General features: G+C 64.2%; 22 protein-coding genes. 4 read left to right on the top strand and 18 right to left on the bottom strand.

Going from position 1 to position 23,752, the window contains the following annotated elements; genetic code table 11:
* Positions 1-328 precede the first annotated feature (328 nt).
* The 4 genes from AC0L3A_RS12650 to AC0L3A_RS12635 all read right to left on the bottom strand — a co-directional run bounded on the left by AC0L3A_RS12650 (position 329) and on the right by AC0L3A_RS12635 (position 3,099).
* Complete coding sequence (locus AC0L3A_RS12650; protein ID WP_473254458.1) at positions 329-586, bottom strand: hypothetical protein; 258 nt, start codon at positions 584-586, stop codon at positions 329-331.
* Positions 587-720: 134 nt separating this feature from the next.
* Positions 721-933, bottom strand: coding sequence for a hypothetical protein (locus tag AC0L3A_RS12645; protein ID WP_007590639.1), 213 nt, complete (start codon positions 931-933; stop codon positions 721-723).
* Between the two features lie 148 nt (positions 934-1,081).
* Positions 1,082-1,258, bottom strand: coding sequence for a hypothetical protein (locus AC0L3A_RS12640; protein WP_007590638.1), 177 nt, complete (start codon positions 1,256-1,258; stop codon positions 1,082-1,084).
* A gap of 104 nt (positions 1,259-1,362) precedes the next feature.
* Positions 1,363-3,099: an adenylate/guanylate cyclase domain-containing protein gene (locus AC0L3A_RS12635; RefSeq protein WP_473254457.1), complete on the bottom strand. Its 1,737-nt coding sequence runs from the start codon at positions 3,097-3,099 to the stop codon at positions 1,363-1,365.
* Between the two features lie 326 nt (positions 3,100-3,425).
* Between AC0L3A_RS12635 and AC0L3A_RS12630 the strand changes: the two genes are divergently transcribed.
* Positions 3,426-5,612: a lytic transglycosylase domain-containing protein gene (locus AC0L3A_RS12630; RefSeq protein WP_473254456.1), complete on the top strand. Its 2,187-nt coding sequence runs from the start codon at positions 3,426-3,428 to the stop codon at positions 5,610-5,612.
* Between the two features lie 448 nt (positions 5,613-6,060).
* On the opposite strand, the gene AC0L3A_RS12625 is transcribed toward AC0L3A_RS12630, so the two are convergent.
* Positions 6,061-6,249 carry a hypothetical protein gene (locus tag AC0L3A_RS12625; RefSeq protein ID WP_473254455.1) on the bottom strand — a complete coding sequence of 63 codons (189 nt, stop codon included), beginning with the start codon at positions 6,247-6,249 and terminating at the stop codon, positions 6,061-6,063.
* Between the two features lie 729 nt (positions 6,250-6,978).
* Here AC0L3A_RS12625 and AC0L3A_RS12620 point away from each other — a divergent pair.
* The 3 genes from AC0L3A_RS12620 to AC0L3A_RS12610 all read left to right on the top strand — a co-directional run bounded on the left by AC0L3A_RS12620 (position 6,979) and on the right by AC0L3A_RS12610 (position 10,554).
* Positions 6,979-9,414 carry a PAS domain S-box protein gene (locus tag AC0L3A_RS12620; RefSeq protein ID WP_473254454.1) on the top strand — a complete coding sequence of 812 codons (2,436 nt, stop codon included), beginning with the start codon at positions 6,979-6,981 and terminating at the stop codon, positions 9,412-9,414.
* Positions 9,411-10,082, top strand: coding sequence for a response regulator transcription factor (locus tag AC0L3A_RS12615; RefSeq protein WP_007590631.1), 672 nt, complete (start codon positions 9,411-9,413; stop codon positions 10,080-10,082). The genes AC0L3A_RS12620 and AC0L3A_RS12615 overlap by 4 nt, the downstream gene beginning before the upstream one ends.
* A gap of 85 nt (positions 10,083-10,167) precedes the next feature.
* Entirely contained in the window at positions 10,168-10,554 is a 387-nt protein-coding gene (locus tag AC0L3A_RS12610) for a response regulator transcription factor (RefSeq protein WP_007590630.1), read from the top strand.
* 32 nt (positions 10,555-10,586) lie between these two features.
* Here AC0L3A_RS12610 and AC0L3A_RS12605 read toward each other — a convergent pair whose 3' ends face one another.
* The 13 genes from AC0L3A_RS12605 to AC0L3A_RS12545 all read right to left on the bottom strand — a co-directional run bounded on the left by AC0L3A_RS12605 (position 10,587) and on the right by AC0L3A_RS12545 (position 23,620).
* Entirely contained in the window at positions 10,587-11,555 is a 969-nt protein-coding gene (locus AC0L3A_RS12605) for a tripartite tricarboxylate transporter substrate binding protein BugD (RefSeq protein WP_473254453.1), read from the bottom strand.
* A gap of 87 nt (positions 11,556-11,642) precedes the next feature.
* Complete coding sequence (locus tag AC0L3A_RS12600; RefSeq protein WP_219683165.1) at positions 11,643-12,884, bottom strand: threonine synthase; 1,242 nt, start codon at positions 12,882-12,884, stop codon at positions 11,643-11,645.
* 130 nt (positions 12,885-13,014) lie between these two features.
* Entirely contained in the window at positions 13,015-14,433 is a 1,419-nt protein-coding gene (lpdA, locus tag AC0L3A_RS12595; RefSeq protein WP_007590627.1) for a dihydrolipoyl dehydrogenase, read from the bottom strand.
* Positions 14,434-14,450: 17 nt separating this feature from the next.
* On the bottom strand, positions 14,451-14,678 hold the full coding sequence (locus AC0L3A_RS12590; protein WP_007590626.1) for a hypothetical protein: 228 nt from the start codon (positions 14,676-14,678) through the stop codon (positions 14,451-14,453).
* A 20-nt stretch (positions 14,679-14,698) separates the two neighbouring features.
* Entirely contained in the window at positions 14,699-16,048 is a 1,350-nt protein-coding gene (locus AC0L3A_RS12585) for a pyruvate dehydrogenase complex dihydrolipoamide acetyltransferase (RefSeq protein ID WP_007590625.1), read from the bottom strand.
* Positions 16,049-16,109: 61 nt separating this feature from the next.
* On the bottom strand, positions 16,110-16,562 hold the full coding sequence (locus tag AC0L3A_RS12580; protein WP_007590624.1) for a nucleoside deaminase: 453 nt from the start codon (positions 16,560-16,562) through the stop codon (positions 16,110-16,112).
* Positions 16,563-16,564: 2 nt separating this feature from the next.
* A complete protein-coding gene (locus AC0L3A_RS12575) occupies positions 16,565-16,867 on the bottom strand; it encodes a DUF5076 domain-containing protein (protein WP_007590623.1) in 303 nt (100 codons plus the stop codon).
* Between the two features lie 3 nt (positions 16,868-16,870).
* Positions 16,871-18,253 carry a pyruvate dehydrogenase complex E1 component subunit beta gene (locus AC0L3A_RS12570; RefSeq protein WP_473254452.1) on the bottom strand — a complete coding sequence of 461 codons (1,383 nt, stop codon included), beginning with the start codon at positions 18,251-18,253 and terminating at the stop codon, positions 16,871-16,873.
* A gap of 29 nt (positions 18,254-18,282) precedes the next feature.
* Positions 18,283-19,305 carry a pyruvate dehydrogenase (acetyl-transferring) E1 component subunit alpha gene (gene pdhA / locus AC0L3A_RS12565; protein WP_007590620.1) on the bottom strand — a complete coding sequence of 341 codons (1,023 nt, stop codon included), beginning with the start codon at positions 19,303-19,305 and terminating at the stop codon, positions 18,283-18,285.
* A gap of 267 nt (positions 19,306-19,572) precedes the next feature.
* Entirely contained in the window at positions 19,573-21,090 is a 1,518-nt protein-coding gene (gene adh / locus AC0L3A_RS12560) for an aldehyde dehydrogenase (RefSeq protein ID WP_473254451.1), read from the bottom strand.
* A 294-nt stretch (positions 21,091-21,384) separates the two neighbouring features.
* A complete protein-coding gene (locus tag AC0L3A_RS12555; RefSeq protein ID WP_473254450.1) occupies positions 21,385-22,347 on the bottom strand; it encodes a helix-turn-helix domain-containing protein in 963 nt (320 codons plus the stop codon).
* Between the two features lie 167 nt (positions 22,348-22,514).
* Positions 22,515-22,832 carry an FtsB family cell division protein gene (locus tag AC0L3A_RS12550; protein WP_007590617.1) on the bottom strand — a complete coding sequence of 106 codons (318 nt, stop codon included), beginning with the start codon at positions 22,830-22,832 and terminating at the stop codon, positions 22,515-22,517.
* Between the two features lie 236 nt (positions 22,833-23,068).
* A complete protein-coding gene (locus AC0L3A_RS12545) occupies positions 23,069-23,620 on the bottom strand; it encodes an NADPH-dependent FMN reductase (protein WP_219682164.1) in 552 nt (183 codons plus the stop codon).
* Positions 23,621-23,752 lie beyond the last annotated feature (132 nt).

Below are 23,752 nucleotides of genomic sequence, written 5' to 3'. Positions count from 1 at the left end.
ACGCTGCCGCGTCCACCGCAAGCCCGGCTCGCAATCAAGACGACAACGAGATCGCCCCTCAAGGATGAGCCGGGATGACCGACACATACGCCGTTTCCGAATTTCGGTAAAGTGGAATATTTTAGACACACCGTCTTGACACGAGCATGTCAAGAAATGGTCGGGTGTTTTGCCCGACGGGCAACCGCGACAGCATCGTGAAAGTCACGTCAGGGCGACTGGCCGTCCGGGTATGTCGAGACGGACGGCGGTCGCCTTGCGGGGCTGGGTCGGTCATCGCCGTGACTTGATCTCAGCGCCTCGCCGTCTTGTTACTAAAACGGGCGGGCTACGCTCGTCCTCTTGCGCGCTGGGCCTGAGCCCAGGCCGCGGTGACGTCGCGCGGCGGGACGTCGACGCGCCGGATCGGCGTCAACTCGCCGGAGGCGGAGACGACCGCAGTCTCCTCGCGGCGGCAACGCGGGCACACGAAGCGGACTTCGTTCGGGGAAGCCGACCAGCTCGAGCGTTTCACATTGGCCGCCATCGGCCAGGCCGCGCAATGCGAGCATGACACCAGGAACCGACCGGGATCGAGCATACCCATTCCAAAGGACTCCGCGTCCTGCCATCCCTTCAATGATTAATCCATGTGAATCGTTCCGGTGCCGAGACACCGCCAAGGACACCGTCAAGGAACCGTCAAGACACCGTCGGCCCCGAACCAGGAGGCGGAGCGGCTCAATGGGCGCCCTTGAGCGTGCACGACGTGGTGCAGGTGACCGTGTTGCCGTGGTCGCACGCCTTGCAGGCGGCAACGCATTGGGTCATGTCGCGGGGATTGAAGGAGCTGTAGTTCCGCATCGCGCAGACTGGGGTCGAGCCGGTGATGTCCTGCTCCTGGTTGCAGGCTGCCGTCATGAGTCCAAACATGATGACCGCGAGGAGGCGCATGGGATCGCCCTGTGAGGCACGACAAAACAATCTCGCGAGGCGCGCTGCACCGCAACGTGCCTCGGCATTTCCACAGCGGAAATCGCCGCAGGCGTCCCCGCTTCTGCATTGAGGATGCGCGCCAAGTGTTAAGAACGGATTGCCGGCGTCAGGCCGCAGCCTTGCTCGCGATGGCCTGCCGCATGTCCACGGCCAATTGGCGGTACTGCTCCGATAGCTTCAGATAAAACTCGCGCTTGGTGCTGTCGGTGGCAAGCCTGGCGATCAGCTCGCATTCGGCGGTGAGCGTCTCGAACCGTTCGAGCCTGTTCTCAAGTTCTGTCATCGGCGTGTCCCCGTCAAACGCCTCAAGGACATCAAACCTAAGCCCGGGAAATAGGTCACAGCGAACATCGTTATCGAGTAGAATCAATTTTTCCGCGCGGCCGGCTATTTCTGCTCCAACCGCCATGCGCCGTCCCAACCCTCGCCCGGCGGATTGGCCTCGAATTGCGCAATGCGGGCAAGCAGTGCGCGCGAGGGGCCGTCGCCGGGGACGGCTTCAAGTGCCGCGTTGAAGGCGGCACGGGCCTCGTCGAAGCGGCGGGCGCGATAGGCGCCGAGGCCGTCGACGTAGTGCGAACGCAGGCTCTCATGCGCGGCAGTGAGCGCGCCTGCCCGGCCCATCACCTCGAAGACCGTTTGCGGCACGCTCTGGCCGGCGACCGCAAGACGATCGACTTCGCGCAATTCAAGTCGCGAGCCGATCGCGTCCGCCGTCGCCTGCGAGATCAGGATGCGGGTGCCATAGGTCTTGTTGACGGCCTCCAGCCGCGAGGCGAGGTTCACCGCATCGCCCATCACGGTGAAGCTCATCATCAGCTCGGAGCCGATGCTGCCGGTCAGGACCTCGCCGGTCGCGATGCCGATCCGCAGGTCACACGGCGCGGGCATGGCGCGGATCCCGAGCAGGTCAGGCAATTGCTTCTGCAGCGCCGGCACCTGGTCGGCCATGTCGATGGCGGCACTGCCGGCAAGCAGTGCCTGCTCGTCCTCCTCGGTGAAAGGCGGGCCCCAATAGGCCATGATGGCGTCGCCGATATATTTGTCGATGATGCCGCGATTGCTCCGGATCGGAGCGGACATCACCGTGAAATAATGGTTCATCACCTTGACGAGGCCACGCGGGGTCATGCCCTCGCTCATCGAGGTGAAGCCGCTCATGTCCGAGAACATGATGGTCATGACCCGGCGCTGGCCGTCGATGGCGACCTCGGGCCGGTCGATCAGGCCCTGCACCACCTTGGGATCGATATAGCGGCCGAAGGTCTCGCGAATGCGTTCGTTCTGGCGCAACTGCTCGACCATGCGGTTGAAGGCGGCGGCGAGCTCGCCGATCTCGTCCTGGGTCGAGACGCTGATGGTCTTGTCGAACCGTCCCGCCTCGACTTCGCGGGTGCCGGCGAGCAGCAACCGGACCGGACGGGTGATCCCGGTGGAGACGAGGAGCGCAAAGGCGAATCCGACGATCGCCGCGAGCAAGGTCACGATGCCCGACACGATGATCGCCTGATGCTGGTGGCGGATCACCTGCGATGTGCTGAAGAAAACTTGCGCCAGCATGTCGCCGCGGATCGCATCGATCTTTTGGTTGAACTGATCGCGCAGCACGTCGATGTGCTCCAGCGTGCCGCGGGCCTCCACCATCTGCCTGGCGTCGACCTGCTTGAGCAGTCTTGCATGATCCTCATTCAGGTCGCGGCGCAGGTCGGCGACGGCGGTTTCGATCCGGATCTCGATCCGCGCCAGCGCAGCGTTGTCGGAAGGCGTCCTGGGATCGTCGATGATCGCGTTGATGAGCTTGCGCGCGCCCTCGGCCTCCTCCTCGATCCTGCGGTCCGTCTCCTCGAACTCGCGAACGCGCGCCGCATAGGCCTCCTCGTCCGACGGCGACTGCATCTTGGTCATGACCATGCGCCGCAGCGCCAGCGCCCGCTCCAGCGAACGGATGTTGGCGCGCGCCAGATGGCTATAGGCCGGGATGTAGCGGTTGGTCAGCTCGTCAAGCAGGACGCCGACGCGGCTCGACATCACCATCGACAGGATCGCGGTGACGACCATCAGAATGATGAGGCCGAGCGCAATCCCGACGATCTTGCGCCGGATCGACTGGTTGAAAATCGGCATGGGCGCGGGACAATGGGCTGAAGGGGAAAGGCCTTGGAACCCAATACAACGGATTTGCCGCCGGGAATACACGCAATTTGGCCGCTTGAGGCGTCCTGAACCGCCGCAACCGTCGCGCGAGCCCTGTTCGTTAATGAAGGTTAAAGAAAACCCGCTCGACCCTCCGTTGCACAAGTTCCCTCGCTCCATCCGTATTTCGCCGCATTGTTGGAACAGCTTCAAGATGCGAAACGACGTCGTGTCACCATTCTTGACGCCGTTTTGATTCTCGAGCCGCATCTCGTCGCGGACTTTGGTTTGTACTGGTTTCGCAGGGGGACCACGGAATGAACCAGTGCCTACGCTCGCTCGCGTGTGTCGTTGCCGTGGCCGCTTTGGCCTTCATCCCTACCGAGCTGGCAGCGAAGAGCAGTCACAAATCGTCCGCGCCGAAGAAGACGCATGAGGCGAAAGCCGGCAAGCAGCGCCACGCCTCCGCCAGCAAGGCGCGGCACGGCAAACATGGCGAGGCCAAGCGCTCGAAGAAACAGGACGACGCGTCCTCGGACAAGCCGGCAGCCCCGCCGCTGACTGGCGATCTCGCCGCGCTGAAGGATGCCATCGATCTCGCGCGGAAGGGCAAGACCGAGGACGCGAGCGCGGCGCGCGACCGCATTGCTGACCCGGCCGGACAAAAACTCGCCGACTGGTTCATGCTGCGCCATTCCGAAAGCACGGCCAATTTCAAGCGCTACGCCGCCTTCCTCGCCGCCAATCCGGACTGGCCGAGCAGCGCGCTGCTCCGCCGCCGCGCCGAGGCGCGGCTGTGGCAGGAGAAGGCCGACGCGGCGACCGTGCACAAATTCACGATGGACCGGCCGACCAGCGCCAAGGGCAAGTTCGCACTCGCCCGCGTGCTGATGACCGAGGGCGACAGCGACAGGGCCGAGCGTCTGGTGCGCGATGCCTGGCGCACGGACGAATTGTCCGAACGCAGCGAGGAAGATTCCTACAAAGCGTTTCGCGATCTCCTGACCACCGAGGATCATCGTGCCCGCTTGGACAAGCGCCTCGGCGCCAAGGACTACGCAGGTGCGCGGCGCGCAGCCAAGCGGCTCGGCGAGGATGCGCTCGCGATCGTCAAGGCCTGCGCCGCCGTCACCGGCAAGGCCAGCAAGGCCAAGGATTACCTCGAGGACGTCTCGGCCGAGGCGCGCCGCGACCTCGGCTATGTGCTCTGCCGCGCGCAATGGCATCTCCAGAATGACCGCATCGACGACGCGGCCGAGGTGATCCTGGCCGCCGCGCCCGATACGATGGCGGCGCAAGACACCGACGCCTGGTGGCGCGAGCGCCGCCTGCTCGCGCGAAAGCTGCTCGACCAGGGCAAGTTCAAAACCGCCTACGACGTGGTGCGCTCGGCGGCTGTGCCCGCGATGGAAGTCTATCGCGTCGACTATCACTTCGTGTGCGGCTGGATCGCGCTGCGCTATCTCGACGATCCCAAGGCGGCGATGACGCACTTCGCCGCGATCGACGAAGGCTCGGCCAACCCGATCGCGCTGTCGCGCGCGCATTATTGGCGCGGTCGCGCGGCGGAGGCGATGAACGCAACCGCCGATGCGCGCCTGAGCTATCAGGCCGCGGCGCGCTATCCGACCGCCTATTACGGCCAGCTCGCCCGCGCCAGGCTCGGCCTCGACCGCATCGAACTGCGCGGGCCCTCGCCCGTGCTGGCAGCAGTCGACACGCCGCCCGCGGACGAGCGCGTGCGCGCCGCCGACATGCTCTACGGCGTCGGTGAGCGCGACATGGTGTTTTACTACGCCGAGGATTTCGCCAAGGAGAGCACCGACGTGGCGGCGCTCGAAGCCCTCGGCGAGCTCGCCGGCCGGCGCAACGATGCGCGCGTGATGCTGGAGGTCGGCAAATCGGCGCTGGCGCGCGGGCTCGCGCTCGATCACTACGCCTTCCCGACCATCGGCATCCCTGAACATAAGCAGGTCGCGCCCGCGATCGACCCCAGCGTGATCTATTCGGTGGCGCGCACCGAAAGCTCGTTCGACCAGCGCGACAAATCGGCCGCCAACGCAGTCGGGCTGATGCAGGTGACGCCGGAAGCGGGCCGCGACACCGCAAAGCGCTTCGGCCTGACCTACGACTGGGACAAGATGGTCTCCGATCCCGTCTACAACACGCAGATGGGCGCGGCCGAGCTCAGCGCGCTGATGTCGGAATATCGCGGCAACCAGATCATGACCTTCGCCGGCTACAATGCCGGCCGGGGCCGCGTGCGCGAATGGGTGCAGGCGCGCGGCGACCCCAGGGATCCCAAGGTCGATCCGGTCGACTGGGTCGAGCGCATCCCGCTGTCGGAGACGCGCAACTACGTCCAGCGCGTGATCGAGAACGTGCTGGTCTATCGTGCGAGGTTTGAGGCCAGCAGCGTCGTCGCGGCGAAGTCCGAGCAGCGCGTTACGACGCCGAACGTGGGCGCGATGCCGACGGCATCGGCCGCAGCCGCCGCGCCCTAGCTTCGCGACGCCGGGGCTGGACGCGGCGTGAAGCTGGATGCGGTGACTGCGACCGACCTCTCTGCGCGGGTCCGCATCGTTCGGCGAGCCGTCACCTCCTTCCGTGGTCAGAGGGTTCGTACGCGCGCAGAAATGCTTCCGTCAGCGAGCGCGAGAGCGCACCCGTCTGCAGTATCCAGTTCCAGCTCGACACCGTGATCGCTTCGAGCGAACTGCGGTAAGGCCAGAGCATTTCCACCGTCGTCTGCTGATATCGACGGTAGCAATCATAGTCGCAGTACCGCCGCTCAGCGGGCACATGGCGGACGTAACTCGCGCCCAACGGTTGCGCGCACGCGCTGCAGGTACCGCCGTGGCGAGGCCCTTCCTGATTGACGAGCATGAATCTCATAGCGATGCCCTCTCACCCGGACGGCAAATCCACCGCCCGTTTCGCTCTCCTATCCGCTCAAGACGCCGCTCGTGTGCGTCCCTCGATCAGCGGCGCAGCTTCGCCATGAAGCGCGTAACACTCGTAGCTGCAGTAGGGCAGCAGCGTCTTCGCATCGCGCAGATAGCCGCCGCTGATCTCCTCGCAGCACCACAGGCAGAACGTTTTGCGGAAAGGGGTCCTGCCGTTCACCAATATGAACCTCATGTGGCACCTCCGAGCGCAAAGCAGTAGACCGTGTCGACGGATCCGGTGACTGGTGCTTACGCCGCCTGAGACCGAAACAGCCATCGGCGATCGCGTTCGCGGCGCGCCCTGAAGCGATCGAGACATTTCCGGGAGCAAAGCGGCGCTCGCCAGGAATAATACCGGATCAGGCCGAACTTCCCGCTGCAGACGGCGCAGCTTTTTGCCGCGGAAGGGCGCTCGGAGTGTTCGGGCTTATCGCACATGATCTCTCCTCCTGGCCTCTGATGGGCGCCTCTGACGGTCGAGGATCCCCACGGGCGCTGATGCACAATCATCACGTTCGTCAACGAAATGCGGCTTCTCAATCGTGACCAGCCAGATCATCGGCAAGTCGGACGCTGGCGGAGGCGAAGCTCGCCTCTTGAGCGCACGACGCCGCGCTACTCGACGGTTCGTGCTTCGCGATCGACTTCACTGGATTGCCGGTGAGACTAGTCCGCATGCGACGGGCCGCTCAATTGTACGGAGGTAAATGCAGCGTATGACTAGGGTTGCGCGACCTATACATAGGTTTGTCCGGTAATTTTCCGGAGTTTCGTCTACCCGCAACGAGACGGCGCAACGGCGGCAAGCTGCACGGAGCCCGCGAATTCTCGACTCGGAATCCTGCTTTGGTCGGAGGGAATTGCCCCTCCTGTCGCAAAGTGCTCTACTCGCCCTGCCCCCAAGCGGGCCGGGACGCCTGCGATGATGCCTGGCCAGATCGCAAAATTAGGGAATTCGGCCGCGCAATTCCTGCTCGGCGGCCTTGCGGCGCTTCGATCTCTCGGCAATGCAGCGAAAGACGGACCTGCGGCTGGAGAGGGCCGGCGGCAGGACAATGCCGACCTGCGCGACGCCGTGAAGCAATGGCGACAAGTGTTCGAGCACAATCCGGTCATGTATTTCATGGTCGATCCGGCCGGAACGGTGCTCAACGTGAATCCTTTTGGCGCCACGCAACTGGGCTACACCGTGGCCGAACTGACCGGTCAATCCGTGCTCAACGTCTTCTTCGAAGAGGACCGCGATTTCGTTCGTCGCTGTGTCGGGCTGTGCCTGGAAACCGTGGACCAGTCGCACACCTGGGAGATTCGCAAGATCCGGAAGGACGGCTCGGTTCTCTGGGTCCGTGAGAACGCCAAGGCCATGCGGCGCGGCGACGGCACGCCGATCGTGCTGGTCGCCTGCGAAAACATCACCCAGCGCAAGGAGGCGGAGGATGCGCTGCGCCAGAGCGAAGCCTACCTTGCCCAAGCGCAGGAGTTGAGCCGCACCGGCAGCTTTGGTCTGAGCCTGGCAACCCGCGAGGCCGTCTGGTCCAGGGAGACCTTTCGCATCTTCCAACGTGACCCGCAGGTCAAACCGACGCTCGATTTTGTTTTCCAGCGCATCCATCCGGAAGATCGCAATGCGGTCAGCAAGACCCTTGATCGAGCCTTCCGTGACGTCGGCGATTTCGACCATGAATATCGTCTGCTGATGCCCGATGGATCCATCAAATATCTCCATTCCGTGGCACGCGCGGTGAGACATGGATCCGGCCACATCGAGTTTGTCGGAGCGGTCACTGACGTCACTACGGCAAAGGAAACCGAACAGCGACTGCGTCGCAGCGAAGCCTATCTAACCGAAGCCCAGCGCCTCAGCCATACGAGCAGCTGGGCCTGGGACGTGCGCCGTCAGGAATTCGCTTACCGATCGGCCGAACTCTATCGCCTGTTCGGATTTAACCCGGACCAGATTGATCTGTCGGCGCAGGCCTTCCAACAACGGATCCTCGCCGAAGACTTTAAGCGGATCGTCGATGTGGAACGTCAGGCAATCCGGCAAAAGCAGCCTTTCGAAGTTGATTTTCGGATTGTGCGTCCGGACGGTTCGGTACGACACGTCCATACGGAGGGGCATCCCGTCGTCGGCGGGGACGGCGATGTGACGGAGATCATCGGCACCCACGTCGATGTCACCGAGCAGTTTGCCGCAAGACAAGCGCTGCAAAACGCCTTTGACGAGCTCAAGCTGTCCGAGCAGCGATTTCGCGACTATGCCGAAACCGCCTCGGACTGGTTTTGGGAGAGCGGGCCGGACCACCGTATCACACGGATTTCGGAACATGCCGACACGGCCGGTCCCGTGCCCACGGGCGTGATCGGCCTCGCTCGTTGGGACATTCCGCCCGATGCCGAGCTCGAGCCCGAGAAGTGGGAGCGGCATCGCGCGACACTCGATGCCCACCTTCCGTTTCGCGACCTGGTCTACCGAAGCAAGGATCGCAACGGATCTCCGATCTACGTGCGCACCAGCGGCAAGCCCTTGCACGACGCGAACGGCAACTTTCTCGGCTATCGTGGCGTCAGCAGCGACGTGACGGCGGCGATCCGCGCCGAGCAGGCCGAAGAAGCACTGCGCAAGGCGCAAGCCGAGCTTGCTCACGTCACGCGTGTCACGATGCTCGGCGAACTCACGGCCTCGATCGCCCATGAGATCAATCAGCCTTTGGCCGCCGTGATCTCCAATGCGGATGCCTGCATCGGATGGCTCGACCGCGAACCGGCCGACCTGAATGCCGCGCGCCGTTCCGTGGAATGGATCGTCGAGGACGCCAATCGCGCCAGCGAGGTGATCCGCCGGATCAGAGCGCTTGCGAAGAAGACCGAGATCGAGATGGCTCCGGTCGACATGAACCAGCTCGTCAGGGAGACGGTGGCGCTCGTCCGCCGCGAGCTTGCCACCCATGCCGTGTCGGTGCGAATGGAGCTGGCGTCCGCTCTGCCCAGAGTCTGCGGCGACCGGATCCAACTGCAGCAGGTGCTGATCAACCTGGTCATGAACGGGATTGAAGCCATGCACGCCAATGTGGAACGCCCGCGCGAGCTTGCGATCCGCTCCAGCCAGGTGAGCGAGCACGGCGAAGGCCGCATGCTCCTGATCGTGACAGACAGCGGGGTCGGCCTCGGCGACGGCGCGACGGAGCGCATCTTCACACCTTTCTTCACGACAAAGCCGAGCGGCCTGGGGATGGGACTGTCGATCTGCCGATCGATCATCGAGGCTCATGCGGGCCGGCTCTCGGCCTTCCCCAATGACGGAAGCGGAGCAACATTCCAGATTGCCCTGCCCTTGCCGATCGAGGACACGTCGTGACCGACATTCCCAAGGCGGCGACGGTGCAGACGAGCTCCGACGATCCGATCGTCTTGATCGTCGACGACGATCCATCGATGCGCCGTGCGCTCACCAACCTCTTTCAATCCGTCGGCCTCAAGGTCCAGGCTTTCGGCTCCGCGGCGGAGATCATGGAAGCCAAGCCACCGGCGGTCCCCAGCTGCCTTGTGCTCGACATCCGCCTGCCGGGCTCAAGCGGCTTTGACCTGCAGTCGGACCTCGCGAAGGCGAACATTCACACGCCCATTATCTTCATCACCGGTCATGGTGATATTCCGATGACCGTCAGGGCCATGAAGAGCGGCGCCATCGATTTTCTGACCAAGCCGGTGCGCGACCAGGACATGCTGGATGCGGTTCGGGCCGCGATCGAACGGGATCGCAAGCGACGCAATGCCGAGGAGTCGGTCGCGGGAGTGCGGTCCCGCTTCGAGGGTTTGAGCGCGCGCCAGCGCGACATCCTCACTCTGGTGGCATCCGGCCTGATGAACAAGCAGGTCGCGGCCGAGCTTGGATTGGCCGAGATTACCGTCAAGATCTATCGTGGGCAGATCATGCGGAAAATGGGCGCCAAGTCGTTGGCCGATCTCGTCAGAATGGTGGAGGCGCTCGGAATCTCACGCCCGGGCGGAAAGGTGCAAACCTAAGTATGCTTTTCAAGCTCGCTCCAAGGGCTCACTTTCGCCAAGTGCGGCACCGTGATCGGCGGCTCCCCGATCAGGAGCGATCATCTTGTCAATCCCCTTGGCCATTTCCGTCATTGATGATGATCGATCAGTCCGCCTTGCGACCAATAATCTGCTGACGTCGCGGGGATACACGGTCAACATCTTTCGCTCCGCTGACGAATTTCTTCAATCGGCCGAACTGAAGACGACGTCCTGCGTGATCGCGGATGTGCAGATGTCGTTGATGGGCGGCCTTGAGCTCTTGACGCACATGCGCAGCCTTGGCCACCACACGCCCTTCATCTTCATGACGGCTTTTCCCGACGATGCCGTGCGCGACCGCGCGCTGAAAGCGGGCGCTATCTGCTTTCTCGCGAAGCCGTTCTCCACGCCCGCTCTGCTTGAATGTCTGCGGATGGCCCTGCCCGGCCCCGATCAAACCGAGACGTGATACGCCGGCGCCGAGCCCTGGCGACACGGCGCTCACTCCACCTTGATGTTCGCCGCCTTGATGATCGGCCACCACTTCGCGATCTCCGCCTTCTGGCGCGCGCCGAGGGCTTCGGGCGTGAGCTGATCCTGCGGTGTCATCTCCAGCCCTTGGCTTTCGAGCTGCTTCTTCACACCGGGATCGTTCAGCGCTTCCACGGCTGCGGCATTGAGTTTGGTGACGATCGCCTTCGGCGTGCCCTTCGGCACCCACATGCCGGACCAGAGCGTCATGTTGAAACCCTTCAGGCCCGCCTCCTCCGCCGTCGGGACGTCGGGCGCCGAGGACAGGCGCTTGTCGTCGGTGACGGCATAGGCGCGGATGGTGCCGGCGCGGACCTGGTTGATGGAGTTCGAGGTCTGGTCGACGATGACGTCGATCTGGCCAGCGATGAGATCGTTCAGGGCGGGCGCGGTGCCGCGATACGGCACGTATTGCAGCTTGATGCCGCTGACGCTCTCGAAATAGACCCCGGCGATGTGGCTGCCCGAGCCCGCGCCGGCGGTGCCGGCGGTCGGCGGCGAAGGCCGCGACTTCAGCCAGTCCAGCAGCTCCTTCAGCGAGGTCGCGGGCACCGCGTTCTTGCTGACGACGATCATCGGATTGCTCGGCAGCAGCACCACCGGCTCGAGGTCCGCGACCAGGTCGTAATTGAGCTTGTAGACGGCGCCGTTGGCAACGTGGGTGCCGAGATGGCCGAACGAGATCGTGTAGCCGTCGGGGGCCGAATGCACGGCACGGCCGACGCCGATCGAGCCGCCCGCGCCAGTGACGTTCTCGATCACCAGCGGCTGGCCGAGCGCCGTCCGCATCCGCTCGGCAAGCACTCGTGCCATCGCATCTGACGGACCGCCGGCGGCGAAGGGCACGATGATGGTGATAGGACGGGAAGGATAATCGTCGGCGCGCGCGACCCCTGCAAGAGCGAGAATAGCAATCAGCGCAGCCCAGGCGGCCTTCATTGTGTTCTCCCCAGCAATGTCATTGTTGTTTTTGTCTCTTCCCGCGTACGGGAAGAGGGATCGTTCGTGAAGGGACGAAATGCCGCGCTAGAACTGCGAATAGTCGATCGGCTTGTGGCGATCGAGTGTGCGGGTGACCGGCGGCAGCGGGTATTTCAGGCCGGTGGCGCAGTTGAACAGCATCACGCGGTCACCCTTCGAGACGCGGCCGTCGGCGAGGCTGTCCTTGTAGGCGGCGTAGGTCGCAGCACCTTCAGGGCAGAGCAACAGCCCCTCCTCGCGCGCGACCTCGTTCAGCGCGGCAGAGATCTTGTCGTCGTCGACTGCAATGGCAAAGCCCTTGCTCTCGCGCACCGCGCGCAAAATGAGAAAGTCGCCGATCGCCTGCGGCACGCGAATGCCTGACGCGATGGTGTGGGCGTCCTCCCAGCGTGTGGCATGCTCGGTGCCCGCTTCGTACGCGCGCACCATCGGCGCGCAGCCGGAGGCCTGCACCGCGACCATGCGCGGGCGCTTGCTTCCGATGAAGCCGATCTTTTCGAGCTCGTCGAAGGCCTTCCACATGCCGATCAGGCCGGTGCCGCCGCCGGTCGGATAGAAGATCACGTCGGGCACGTCCCAGCCGAGCTGCTCGGCCAGTTCGAGCCCCATCGTCTTCTTGCCTTCGATCCGGTACGGCTCCTTCAAGGTCGAGGTGTCGAACCAGCCGACTTTCGCCTTGCCCTCGCCGACGATCTTGCCGCAATCGTCGATATAGCCGTTGACGCGGTAGACGGTCGCGCCCTGAAGCTCGATCTCGCTGACGTTCACCTCAGGCGTATCGGCCGGGCAGAAGATCGTGGTCTTGATGCCACAGGAGGTCGCATAAGCCGCGAGCGCCGCGCCGGCATTGCCGTTGGTCGGCATCGCCATGTGCTTGATGCCGAGCGCCTTGCCCATCGACACCGCCATCACGAGGCCGCGCGCCTTGAACGAGCCGGTCGGCAGCCGCCCCTCGTCCTTGACGATGATCTCGCCGCCGCCGAGCTTCTTGCCGAGTTTGGGCAACCGGATCAGCGGCGTGGTGACTTCGCCGAGCGAGACGATGTCCTGGCATTTGCGCACGGGCAGCAGCTCGCGGTAGCGCCACATGTCGGCGGGGCGCTGCGCCAACGCGTCCTTGGTCAGCGCCTTCTTCACACCGGCGAGGTCGTAGCGCACCAGCAGCGGCTTGCCGGCCTTGGAGAGGTTGTGGACCTGATCGGCAGCGTAGTGATCGCCTTCCATCGCGCATTCGAGATGGGTGACGAAGGTCGGGCGTTCGATGGTGAGATTGTCGTTGTCTTGCATGGGGTGATTTCCTTCTTGTTTTGCAGGCCCTACTGCTCGTCATTGCGAGCGTAGCGAAGCAATCCAGACTGCCGCTGCGGAAAGATTCTGGATTGCTTCGCTGCGCTCGCAATGACGGCGGCAGTGGTCGTCAAAGATTCAGCACCCGTCCATACGCATCCAGCACGGCTTCCTTCATCATCTCCGACAGCGTCGGATGCGGGAACACGGTGTGCATCAGCTCTTCTTCCGTGGTCTCCAGGTTCATGGCGACGACGTAGCCCTGGATCAGCTCGGTGACCTCCGCGCCGACCATATGGGCGCCGAGCAGCTGACCGGTCTTCTTGTCGAAGATGACCTTGACCATGCCCTGGTCCTCGCCGAGCGCGATCGCCTTGCCGTTGCCGACAAAGGGAAAGCGGCCGACGCGGATCTCGCGGCCATTCTCCTTGGCCTTGGCTTCGGTCAGGCCGACCGAGGCGACCTGCGGGTTGCAATAGGTGCAGCCGGGGATCATCAGCTTGTCCATGGGGTGCGGATGCAGGCCCTTGATGGCCTCGACGCAGATCACGCCCTCATGCTCGGCCTTGTGGGCCAGCATCGGGGGACCCGCGACGTCACCGATGGCATAGATGCCGGGAACGTTGGTCTTGCCGTAGCCGTCGATCACGATGCAGCCGCGCTCGGTTTTGACGCCGAGCTTTTCGAGGCCGAGATACTCGATGTTGCCGACCACGCCGACGGCAGAGATCACGCGCTCGAACTCGGCGGTCTGCTTCGCCTTGCCGTCGTCGAGCGTCGCGACCACGCTGTCGCTCTTCTTTTCGAGCTTCGTCACACCCGTGTTGGTGAGGATCTTGATGCCCTGCTTCTCGAGGCGCTTGCGGGCAAGTCCGGCAATCTCCGCGTCCTCGACCGGCAGGATCTGCGGCAGCACCTCGACCACCGTGACATCCGACCCCATCGTCTTGAAGAACGATGCGAACTCGATCCCGATCGCACCCGAGCCCATCACCAGCAGCGATTTCGGCATCCGCTCCGGCACCATCGCTTCAAAGTAGGTCCAGATCAGCTTCTTGTCGGGCTCGAGTCCCGGCAGCACCCGCGGCCGCGCTCCGGTCGCGACGATGATGTGCTTGGCCTGATAAGCCCCCTCGCCGAGCGCGCCCTTGGGCCCCTCGACGTCGGACTTCTTTACCGTCACCTTGCCGGGCGCGTCGATCGAAGCCGCGCCCCAGATCACGCTCACCTTGTTCTTCTTCATGAGGAAGCCGACGCCGTCGTTCAGCCGCTTCGAGACGCCGCGCGAGCGCTGCACCACGGCCTTCGGATCGAACGAGACGTTATCGGCCGACAGGCCGTAATCCTTGGCGTGCTGCATGTAGTGGTAGATCTCGGCGGAGCGCAGCAGCGCTTTGGTCGGGATGCAGCCCCAGTTCAGGCAGATGCCGCCGAGATAGGATTTCTCGACAATCGCGACCTTGAAGCCGAGCTGGGCGGCCCGGATAGCGGTGACATAGCCGCCGGGACCGGAGCCGATGATGATGATGTCGAAGGATGTATCGGCCATGGCGGCTCCCGTTCAACTCAAGAGGTGCCGCGGGCGCGGCGCCTGGAAATCAAAACCCTGACCAGCCATTCGAGCAGGATCGCGCCGGCCATGATAGCCAACGCGATCATAATGACCGCCTGGCCGATGCTCCGTGCCAGCTGCTCGCCGGCAAAGAACGCGGAATGCAGAATATCGAGCCCGACCGGATTGAGTGCAACCACAGCCGAGAGCAACAAGGAGATCCAGGGCCAACGCGTCCGCATTCACCCCGCGCCTCCCCGGGCTACACCATCATCATGACGGGATTTTCGATCAGCTGCTTGAAGGCCCCGATCAGCTCGGCACCGAGAGCGCCGTCGATGGCGCGGTGATCGCACGACAATGTCACGCTCATCATGTTGGCGATCTCGATCTTGCCGCCGCGGACCACAGGCCGCTCCTCGCTGGTGCCGACCGCGAGGATGGTCGCATGCGGCGGGTTGATCACGGCGGTGAAGTGGCTGATGCCGAACATGCCGAGGTTCGAGACGGCCGTCGTGCCGCCCTGGTATTCTTCGGGCTTCAGCTTGCGCGAGCGGGCGCGGGTCGCAAAATCTTTCATCTCGTTGGAGATGGTCGACAGCGTCTTGGTCTCGGCCTTGCGGATGATCGGCGTGATCAGGCCGCCGGGCATCGCCACCGCAACGCCGACGTCGGAATGATGGTGCTTGACCATGCCGCTTTCGGTCCAGCTCACATTGCAATTCGGGATCTTCTGCAGCGCCACCGCCATCGCCTTGATGACGAAGTCGTTGACCGAGATCTTGTAGAGCGGCTTCTTCTCCTTGTCCTTGGGAGCAGCCGCATTGATCTCCTCGCGCGCGGCGAGCAGCTTGCCGATGTCGCAGTCGATGGTGAGGTAGAAGTGCGGGACGTTCTGGATCGACGCGGTCAGGCGCTGCGCAATCGTACGGCGCATACCGTCATGCGGGACGACCTCGTAGGAGCCGGGTTCGAACAGCGACAGGATCTGCTTGTCCGACATGGTCGGCGCGGTCGAGGGCGCGCCCGACGGCGCCGCCGCGGGTGCCTTCAGGCCCTTGCCGGACTTGGCCTGCTCCACGTCGCGCGCGACGACGCGGCCGTGCGGGCCGGTGCCGGTCACCATCGCAACATCGACGCCAGCTTCCTTGGCGAGCCGGCGCGCCAGCGGCGAGGAGAACACGCGGCCGGCGTGGCCGTTGCTCTGCGCAGCCGGTGCTGCGGCCTGCGGTGCAGGTGCGGCGGCGGGCGCCGGCGCGGCCTTGGGCGCGGCAGGCGCAGCAGCCGGCGCAGCAGCGGGAGCTTCAGCCGCTTTCGGAGGCACGGCCGAAGCGCTGGGCTTGGCGGCGCCTGCCGCCTTCACGTCCTCGCCCTCGCCGGCCAGCACAGCGATCACGTCATTGACCGGCACGTCCTGCGTGCCCTCTGGCACGAGGATCCTGGCGATCGTGCCCTCGTCGATGGCCTCGACCTCCATGGTCGCCTTGTCGGTCTCGATCTCGGCGATGACGTCGCCGGATTTGACCTTGTCGCCTTCCTTCTTCAGCCACTTGGCGAGGTTGCCCTTCTCCATCGTCGGCGAAAGAGCGGGCATCAGGATGTTGATGGGCATGCTGACCTCAAGAAGAACTTTGCAAAAATCCGTCTCCGGACCGGAGACGAACAGACCAGGTTTAGTTGCCGATGTCGCCCTGCCACAGGCGCTCATTGGCCGGGATGGAACGCCAATTCTTCATCATGGTGATGGAGCGGTCGTCGGCAAGGTCGATCCACGGGATGCCGAACTTGTCGAGAATGTCCTTGGAGCCTTCGAAGGTGACGGACTCTCCGATCACCACGAGCTTGACCTTGAACAGCGCGAGCGCACCGGCGCACATCGCGCATGGCGACAGCGTCGTGTACATGACGGTATCGTGGAACGAGATCGCACCCGCCTCGCGCAGGCAACTCATCTCGCCGTGCAGGATCGGATTGTTCTCCTGCACGCGGTTGTTGTGGCCGCGGGCGATGACCTTGTTGTCGCGGGTCAGCACGGCGCCGATCGGCAGGCCGCCTTGCGCGATCGAGGCTTCCGCCTCGCGGATCGCCTCCAGCATGAAATCGAAATGATAGGATTCGATCGCCACGGTCAGTGCCCCTTCCCGCGCGGCGTCGTGGTGCCGGTGTCGGTGGGACGCTCGATCTCGGCCTGGAACATCTCGATGATCCGGTTCAGCGCGTCCTCCTCGGTGTATTCGCTCTCGCGCGCATAGGCGCGCGCGGCGTGACGGGCGAGATCGACGAGCAGCAGGCCCCACATGTCGGGTTCGTCGAAGGCCCGCTGAAACGCCATCGACAGCCCGCCGTCCAGCACGAACACGCGCAGGATCTCGACCGCATCATCGCGGACGAGAACGTCGGGTGGTAGTGGCTGCTCCTTCGGACCCGCCATGGTCTACCTGTAGCAGACGGCTTTGGCGGCCTCGACCACTTCGGCAGCCGAAGGCAGCGCGAGCTTTTCCAGGTTCGCGGCATAGGGCATCGGCACGTCCTTGCCGGAGACGCGGGTTACAGGCGCATCCAGATAGTCGAAGGCATGCTCCATGATCCGCGCGGCGATCTCGGCGCCGACACCGCTCTGGGCCCAGCCCTCTTCCACCGTGACGGCACGTCCCGTCTTCTTGACCGAGTTGACGATCGTCTCGGTGTCCATCGGGCGCAGCGTGCGCAGATCGATCACTTCGGCCTCGATGCCGTCCTTGGCGAGTTCGTCGGCGGCCTTCAGCGCGTAGCTCATGCCGTTCGACCACGAGATGATCGTGACATGGCTGCCGGAGCGCACGATGCGCGCCTTGCCGATCGGAATCACGAAATCGTCGAGCTTCGGCACCTCGCCAGTGTGACCGTAGAGCATCTCGTTCTCGAGGAAGATCACCGGGTTGGGATCGCGGATCGCAGCCTTGAGCAGGCCCTTGTAATCAGCGGCCGAGAACGGCGCGACGACCTTGAGGCCCGGGACATTGGAATACCAGGACGAATAATCCTGGCTGTGCTGGGCGGCCACGCGGGAAGCGGCGCCATTGGGCCCGCGGAACACGATCGAGCAGCCCATCTGGCCGCCGGACATGTAGAGCGTCTTGGCCGCGGAGTTGATGATCTGGTCGATCGCCTGCATGGCGAAGTTGAAGGTCATGAACTCGACGATCGGCTTCAACCCGCTCATCGCGGCGCCGACTCCGATGCCGGCAAAGCCGTGCTCGGTGATCGGCGTGTCGATCACGCGCTTGGCGCCGAATTCCTGAAGCAACCCTTGCGTCACCTTGTAGGCGCCTTGGTATTCGGCGACCTCTTCGCCCATCACGAAGACGTCGGCGTCACGGCGCATCTCTTCGGCCATGGCATCGCGCAGGGCTTCGCGGATGGTCTGCGTCACCATTTCGGTGCCGGCAGGCACTTCCGGGTCGGGCTCTGCGACGGCCTGCGGTGCCGGCGCAGCCTTGGGAGCTGGCGCTTCGGCTTTTGCAGCGGCGGGGGCTGCGGATTCGGCAGCCTTCTGCTGCGGAGCGGGCGCCTTGGCGAGATCGGCGGCACTCTCGCCATCGGCGAGAATCGTCGCAATCGGCGTGTTCACGGCAACGTCGGCTGTGCCCTCGGGGATCAGGATCTTGCCGAGCGTACCTTCATCGGTCGCCTCGACCTCCATGGTCGCCTTGTCTGTCTCGATCTCGGCGATGACGTCGCCGGACTTGATCGTCTCACCCTCTTTTTTCAGCCATTTGGAGAGGTTGCCCTTCTCCATCGTGGGCGACAACGCGGGCATCAGCACTTGAATTGGCATATCGACTCCAAAAGAAAGCTTGCGCGCGTTCAGCGGTAAATATCGGTCCAGAGCTCGGCGGCATCCGGCTCGGGATCATGCTGGGCGAAATCGGCGGACGCATTGACGATGTCGCGCACCTCGGCGTCGATCGCCTTCAGATCCTGCTCGCTGACCTTGGCGGCCAACAGGCGGTTGCGCACCTGCTCGATCGGATCCTGGTCGTGGCGGACTTTCTCGACCTCCTCGCGCGTTCTGTACTTTGCGGGATCGGACATCGAGTGGCCGCGATAACGGTAGGTCTGCATCTCCAGGATGAAGGGTCCCTTGCCGGCGCGGCACCAGGCCGCAGCTTCGTCGCCGGCGGCCTTGACGGCACGGACGTCCATGCCGTCGACCTGCTGGCCGGGAATGTTGAAGGAGGCGCCGCGCTTGGAGAAATCCTGCTGCGCCGAGGCGCGCGAGACCGAAGTGCCCATGGCGTAGCGGTTGTTCTCGATGACGTAGATCACCGGCAGCTTCCAGAGCTCCGCCATGTTGAAGCTCTCATAGACCTGGCCCTGGTTGGCCGCACCGTCGCCGAAATAGGTGACGCTGACATTGTCGTTGTCGCGATAGTGATTGGCGAAAGCGAGCCCGGTGCCGAGCGAGACCTGGGCGCCGACGATGCCGTGGCCGCCGTAAAAGTGCTTCTCCTTGCTGAACATGTGCATGGAGCCGCCCTTGCCCTTGGAATAGCCGCCGCGACGGCCCGTGAGCTCGGCCATGACGCCGTTGGCCTCCATGCCGGTGGCGAGCATATGGCCGTGATCGCGATAGCCGGTGATGACCTGATCGCCCGGCTTCAGGGCCATCTGCATCCCGACCACCACGGCCTCCTGGCCGATATAAAGGTGGCAGAAGCCGCCGATCGCGCCCATGCCGTAGAGCTGGCCGGCCTTTTCCTCGAACCGCCGGATCAGGAGCATGTCGCGGAGCGCCTTGAGCTCCTGCTCTCTGGTGAATTCCGGGGGCGAACCGCCGTCGGTCTTGTCCTGTGCAGTGCTTGCGGCGGCTTTCTTGGGTGCGGCCATGGGAATTCCGGGTCAGAGAAAACTTCAGCCCTCTCTAACCCAAGTCAAACGCCCTTGGAAAGCACCGCGGCGGCATGGCACGACTTTCATTATGCCGCACTGCAACGTGATCGTAATATTGCAAAATCTTTGACGCGGATCGGGCAACAAATCGACACGGTCGCCGCACGCGCAGATTCGTGGCCGCGTCAAGCAACCTTGAGCCAACGCGGTCCCGACATTTGGAACGGGCGGCGCAGAACGGCGCCGCCCTCTCCGCCCGCCCGATCAGAAGAAGCCGAGCTTCTTGGGGCTGTAGCTGACCAGCAGGTTCTTGGTCTGCTGGTAGTGATCGAGCATCATCTTGTGGGTCTCGCGCCCGACGCCCGACTGCTTGTAGCCGCCGAAGGCCGCATGCGCGGGATAGGCATGGTAGCAGTTGGTCCAGACCCGGCCGGCCTGGATCGCCCGGCCGAAGCGATAGCAGCGGTTGGCGTCGCGGCTCCAGACGCCGGCCCCCAGGCCATAGGGCGTGTCGTTGGCGATCTCGAGCGCCTCTTCGTCGCTCTTGAAGGTCGTGACCGAAACGACGGGGCCGAAGATCTCCTCCTGGAAGACGCGCATCTTGTTGTTGCCCTCGAACACGGTCGGCTGGACGTAGAAGCCGCCGGCGAGATCGCCGCCAAGCTCGGCGCGTCCGCCGCCGGCCAGCACCTTTGCCCCCTCTTGCTTGCCGATGTCGATGTAGGAGAGAATTTTTGCGAGCTGCTCGCCCGACGCCTGCGCGCCGATCATGGTGTCGGCCGCGCGCGGGTCGCCCTGCTTGATCGCGGCGACGCGCTTCAGCGCCCGCTCCATGAAGCGGTCATAGATATCGGCATGGACCAGCGCCCGGCTCGGACAGGTGCAGACCTCGCCCTGGTTCAGCGCGAACATGACGAAACCTTCGATCGCCTTGTCGAAGAAATCGTCGTCTTCGACGGTGACGTCGCTGAAGAAGATGTTGGGCGACTTGCCGCCTAGCTCGAGCGTGACGGGAATGAGGTTCTGGCTGGCATATTGCATAATCAGCCGGCCCGTCGTGGTCTCGCCGGTGAAGGCGATCTTGGCGATGCGCGGGCTGGACGCGAGCGGCTTGCCGGCTTCCAACCCAAAGCCGTTGACGATGTTGAGGACGCCGGGCGGCAGAATGTCGCCGATGATCTCGGCCCAGACCATGATCGAGGCCGGGGTCTGCTCGGCCGGTTTGAGCACAACGCAATTGCCGGCGGCGAGCGCGGGCGCGAGCTTCCAGCAGGCCATCAGCAGCGGGAAGTTCCAAGGAATGATCTGGCCGACCACGCCGAGCGGTTCGTGGAAATGATAGGCGACGGTGTCGTGATCGATCTCGGAGAGACTGCCTTCCTGGGCGCGGATGGCGCCGGCGAAATAACGGAAGTGGTCGATCGCCAGCGGCAGGTCGGCGGCGCGGGTCTCGCGGATCGGCTTGCCGTTGTCCCAGGTCTCGGCGATGGCGAGACGCTCGAGATTGTCTTCCATGCGGTCGGCGATCCGGTTCAGCATCGCGGCGCGCTCGGCGACGCTGGTGCGGCCCCAGGCGGCCTTCGCGGCATGCGCTGCATCGAGGGCTGCTTCGACGTCCTGCGCGTCGGAGCGCGCGATCTTGCAGACGATCTGGCCCGTCACCGGCGAGGCATTGTCGAAATACTTGCCGGCGATCGGCGCGACGAATTTGCCGCCGATGAAATTGTCGTAGCGTTCGGCGAAGGGAATTTTGGTGACGCTGAGGAATTCTACCTTGTTCATTGATCGCTCCCGATGTTTGCTGTTTGCGCAATTCGTCGCGTGGTCGCGACTTGCGCCAACGATGTCGCGGGAGGCGTGTTCTGTCAGCCCTGATGGGAGCGATGACGGAGCCGACCTGTCGCAGTTCTGCGACAGGTGTCGAGGCTGCACGTCATGCCGCCGCACATACTGACCTCATCCTGAGGAGCGCGCTCGTGCGCGCGTCTCGAAGGATGGCTGGTGGTGACAGCAGGGCCTCTTGTGGTTCGCGACGACCGCTTCGCGGTCTCCTCACCATGAATATCTACCAGCAGCTCAATGCGCGTTCAGCTCGAACCGCTTGAGTTTTCTGTGCAGCGTGGCGCGGCTGACGCCGAGGGCCTTGGCGGCCGCCGACACGTTGCCACCGGCGCGCAGCAGTGCCCGCTGCAACACCGCGCGTTGACCGCCGGCAAGATGGTCGCGCGCGGTGTCGCCGCCAAGGAGATCGGCCGCAGGCACTGGTCGCAACGCCCGACCCGGCGCGAGCCCCAGTCCCGCCCGGGCAGTCCTGGTCGCGCCGATCACGAGATCGTCCGCATCGACCGCAACGAGGCCGCCGCACTGGCCGTCCGCAGCTTGCGTCAGCACGATGCGGGCGTGGGCGAAGGCCCTGCGAAACAGATCGGCCTCGATACGCTTGGCCGCCTCGCCGGCCGCGAGCGCGATCAGATTGGAAAACAAGTCAGTGCGGTCGGCGCGGCAGGAGGAGACGTCGAGCACGCCCGCGAACGCAGCCTCATGGTCGTAGATCGGAACGGCAGTGCAGCTCAGAAGCGTGTTTCGGGTGAAGAAATGCTGGTCGCGGTCGATCGTCAGCGGGCGCTGCTCGACGAGGCAGGTACCAATGCCGTTGGTGCCCTCATGCTCCTCGCTCCAAAGCGCGCCGGTCCAGAGGCCCCAGGACTGAAATGTCGCATCGTCCGCCGGGGTGCCGCGGCGATCGACCGGCACGCCCTCGCCGTCGGCGAGAAGCACGCAGCAGCCGCTGGCGCCGACCGCCTGGTAGAGCCGGTCCATTGCACCTCGCGCAGCGGCGAGCAGCGGCGCGACGCGTTCGCGCGCGCGGTGCAGCTCGGCTTCACTCAGCCGGTTCGGTGAGCTGCGGCCGGCGGGATCGAGACGATGCAATCTGGACGAACGGCGCCACGAGGCCACAAGCGACGAGCGTGCCGCCTGGCCTGACGCAATGGCGGCCTCGACACGGGCCGCGTGATGCCGGGGGGATTGCCCATTCATCACTGTTTCCTCCGGGTGGCAATCTAAACGGTGCCGGCACGGCCCGGTTGATCTGCGTCAACCCTGGCCATGGCGCTGGCAGCCATGAGCCCTTTGCGGCGCTGCCGTCAAGGCGGCAGTCCGGTTCCAGGCTTCAACTTGGAAGTCTTCAACTTTAGGAAGAGTGGTTAGTTCGCCGGGATCGTCCGGACGAGATCGCGCGGATTGACGTAGTCGAGCTGGAAGCGCGCCCGCTCGTCCAGCATGTCGGGGTCGATCTTCGCGGAGCGCAGCAGCGAAACGCGCTGCTCGCTCCTGGCACGCTCGCGCTTGAGCTGAGCCAGCTCGCTGGTCAGCGCCACGATCTCCTGGTCGAGCTCCTGGCGGGCGTTGAGGCCGTATTTGCCGGTATAGGCGTTGACACCGAAATAACCGACGATGGCAGCCGCCATCGCATAGAGGGCAAGACCGGTCAGGATCGATTTCAGGCGCGCGCGGGAGACCATCTTGGGAAGATGGGACAGGTTGGTTAAGGGCGTGCTAATTTCCGGCCGCTGGCCCCGCGCGCGACGCTAGCGGACCCTCATGGCGAGGAGGCGCAAAGCGCCGTCTCGCGGACGATGCTTCGCATCGCCGCGAGAACCATGAAGGCACGGCAGTTTCCCGGAGCCATCCTTCGAGACGAACGCTTCGCGTTCTCCTCAGGATGAGGGCCTATGCTGTGGCTGCGGGCGATTTGGCCTCAGCCGTGATGCTTCGCGACGTGCACCGCAAACGCGTCGATATAGGCCTGGAGCACGGGCTTCAGGGACTCCTTGGTCAGGTTGCCCTCAGCGTCGAACGCGTCGCCCACCCCGTTCAGATAGGCCTCCGGCTGCTGCATGATCGGACCGGAAATGCCCGGCAGGATGTTCTGCAGCGTCTTGGCGGCGCTGACGCCGCCGAGCGGGCCCGGCGAGTTCGCGATGATGCCGACCGGCTTGCCGTTGAACGAGCTCTTGCCATAGGGCCGCGAGGCGACGTCGATGGCGTTCTTCAGCACGCCCGGGATCGCCCGATTGTATTCCGGCGTGACGAAGATGACGCCGTCCGATTTCTGGATCTTTTCGCGGAAAGACAGCCAGTCGGCCGGCGGCGCGCCCTCGAGGTCCTGATTGAAGAACGAGATGCCGGCCGGCGTGATGACCTCGAGCTTGAGCGAGGCCGGCGCGAGCTTGGCGAGCGCATTGGCGATCTTCAGCGAAAAGCTGTCCTTGCGCAGGCTGCCGGCGATCGTGACGATATTGTAGGCCATGGAGTGTCCTCGAAATCTTCAGCGGGAGTGCCGGGGCGGCACTTAAGCGATCCCGAGTGATGGATGCAAGTGCATGGACTGGTCGGATTTGGAAACGCTGGGTTTCTGAACGGTTGCCCAAACCATCAGGCC

The organism is Bradyrhizobium sp. MI1.3 (assembly GCF_055811695.1).
The sequence above is the reverse complement of the archived record's forward strand: the minus strand, read 5'-3'. Positions and strand labels throughout refer to the sequence as shown.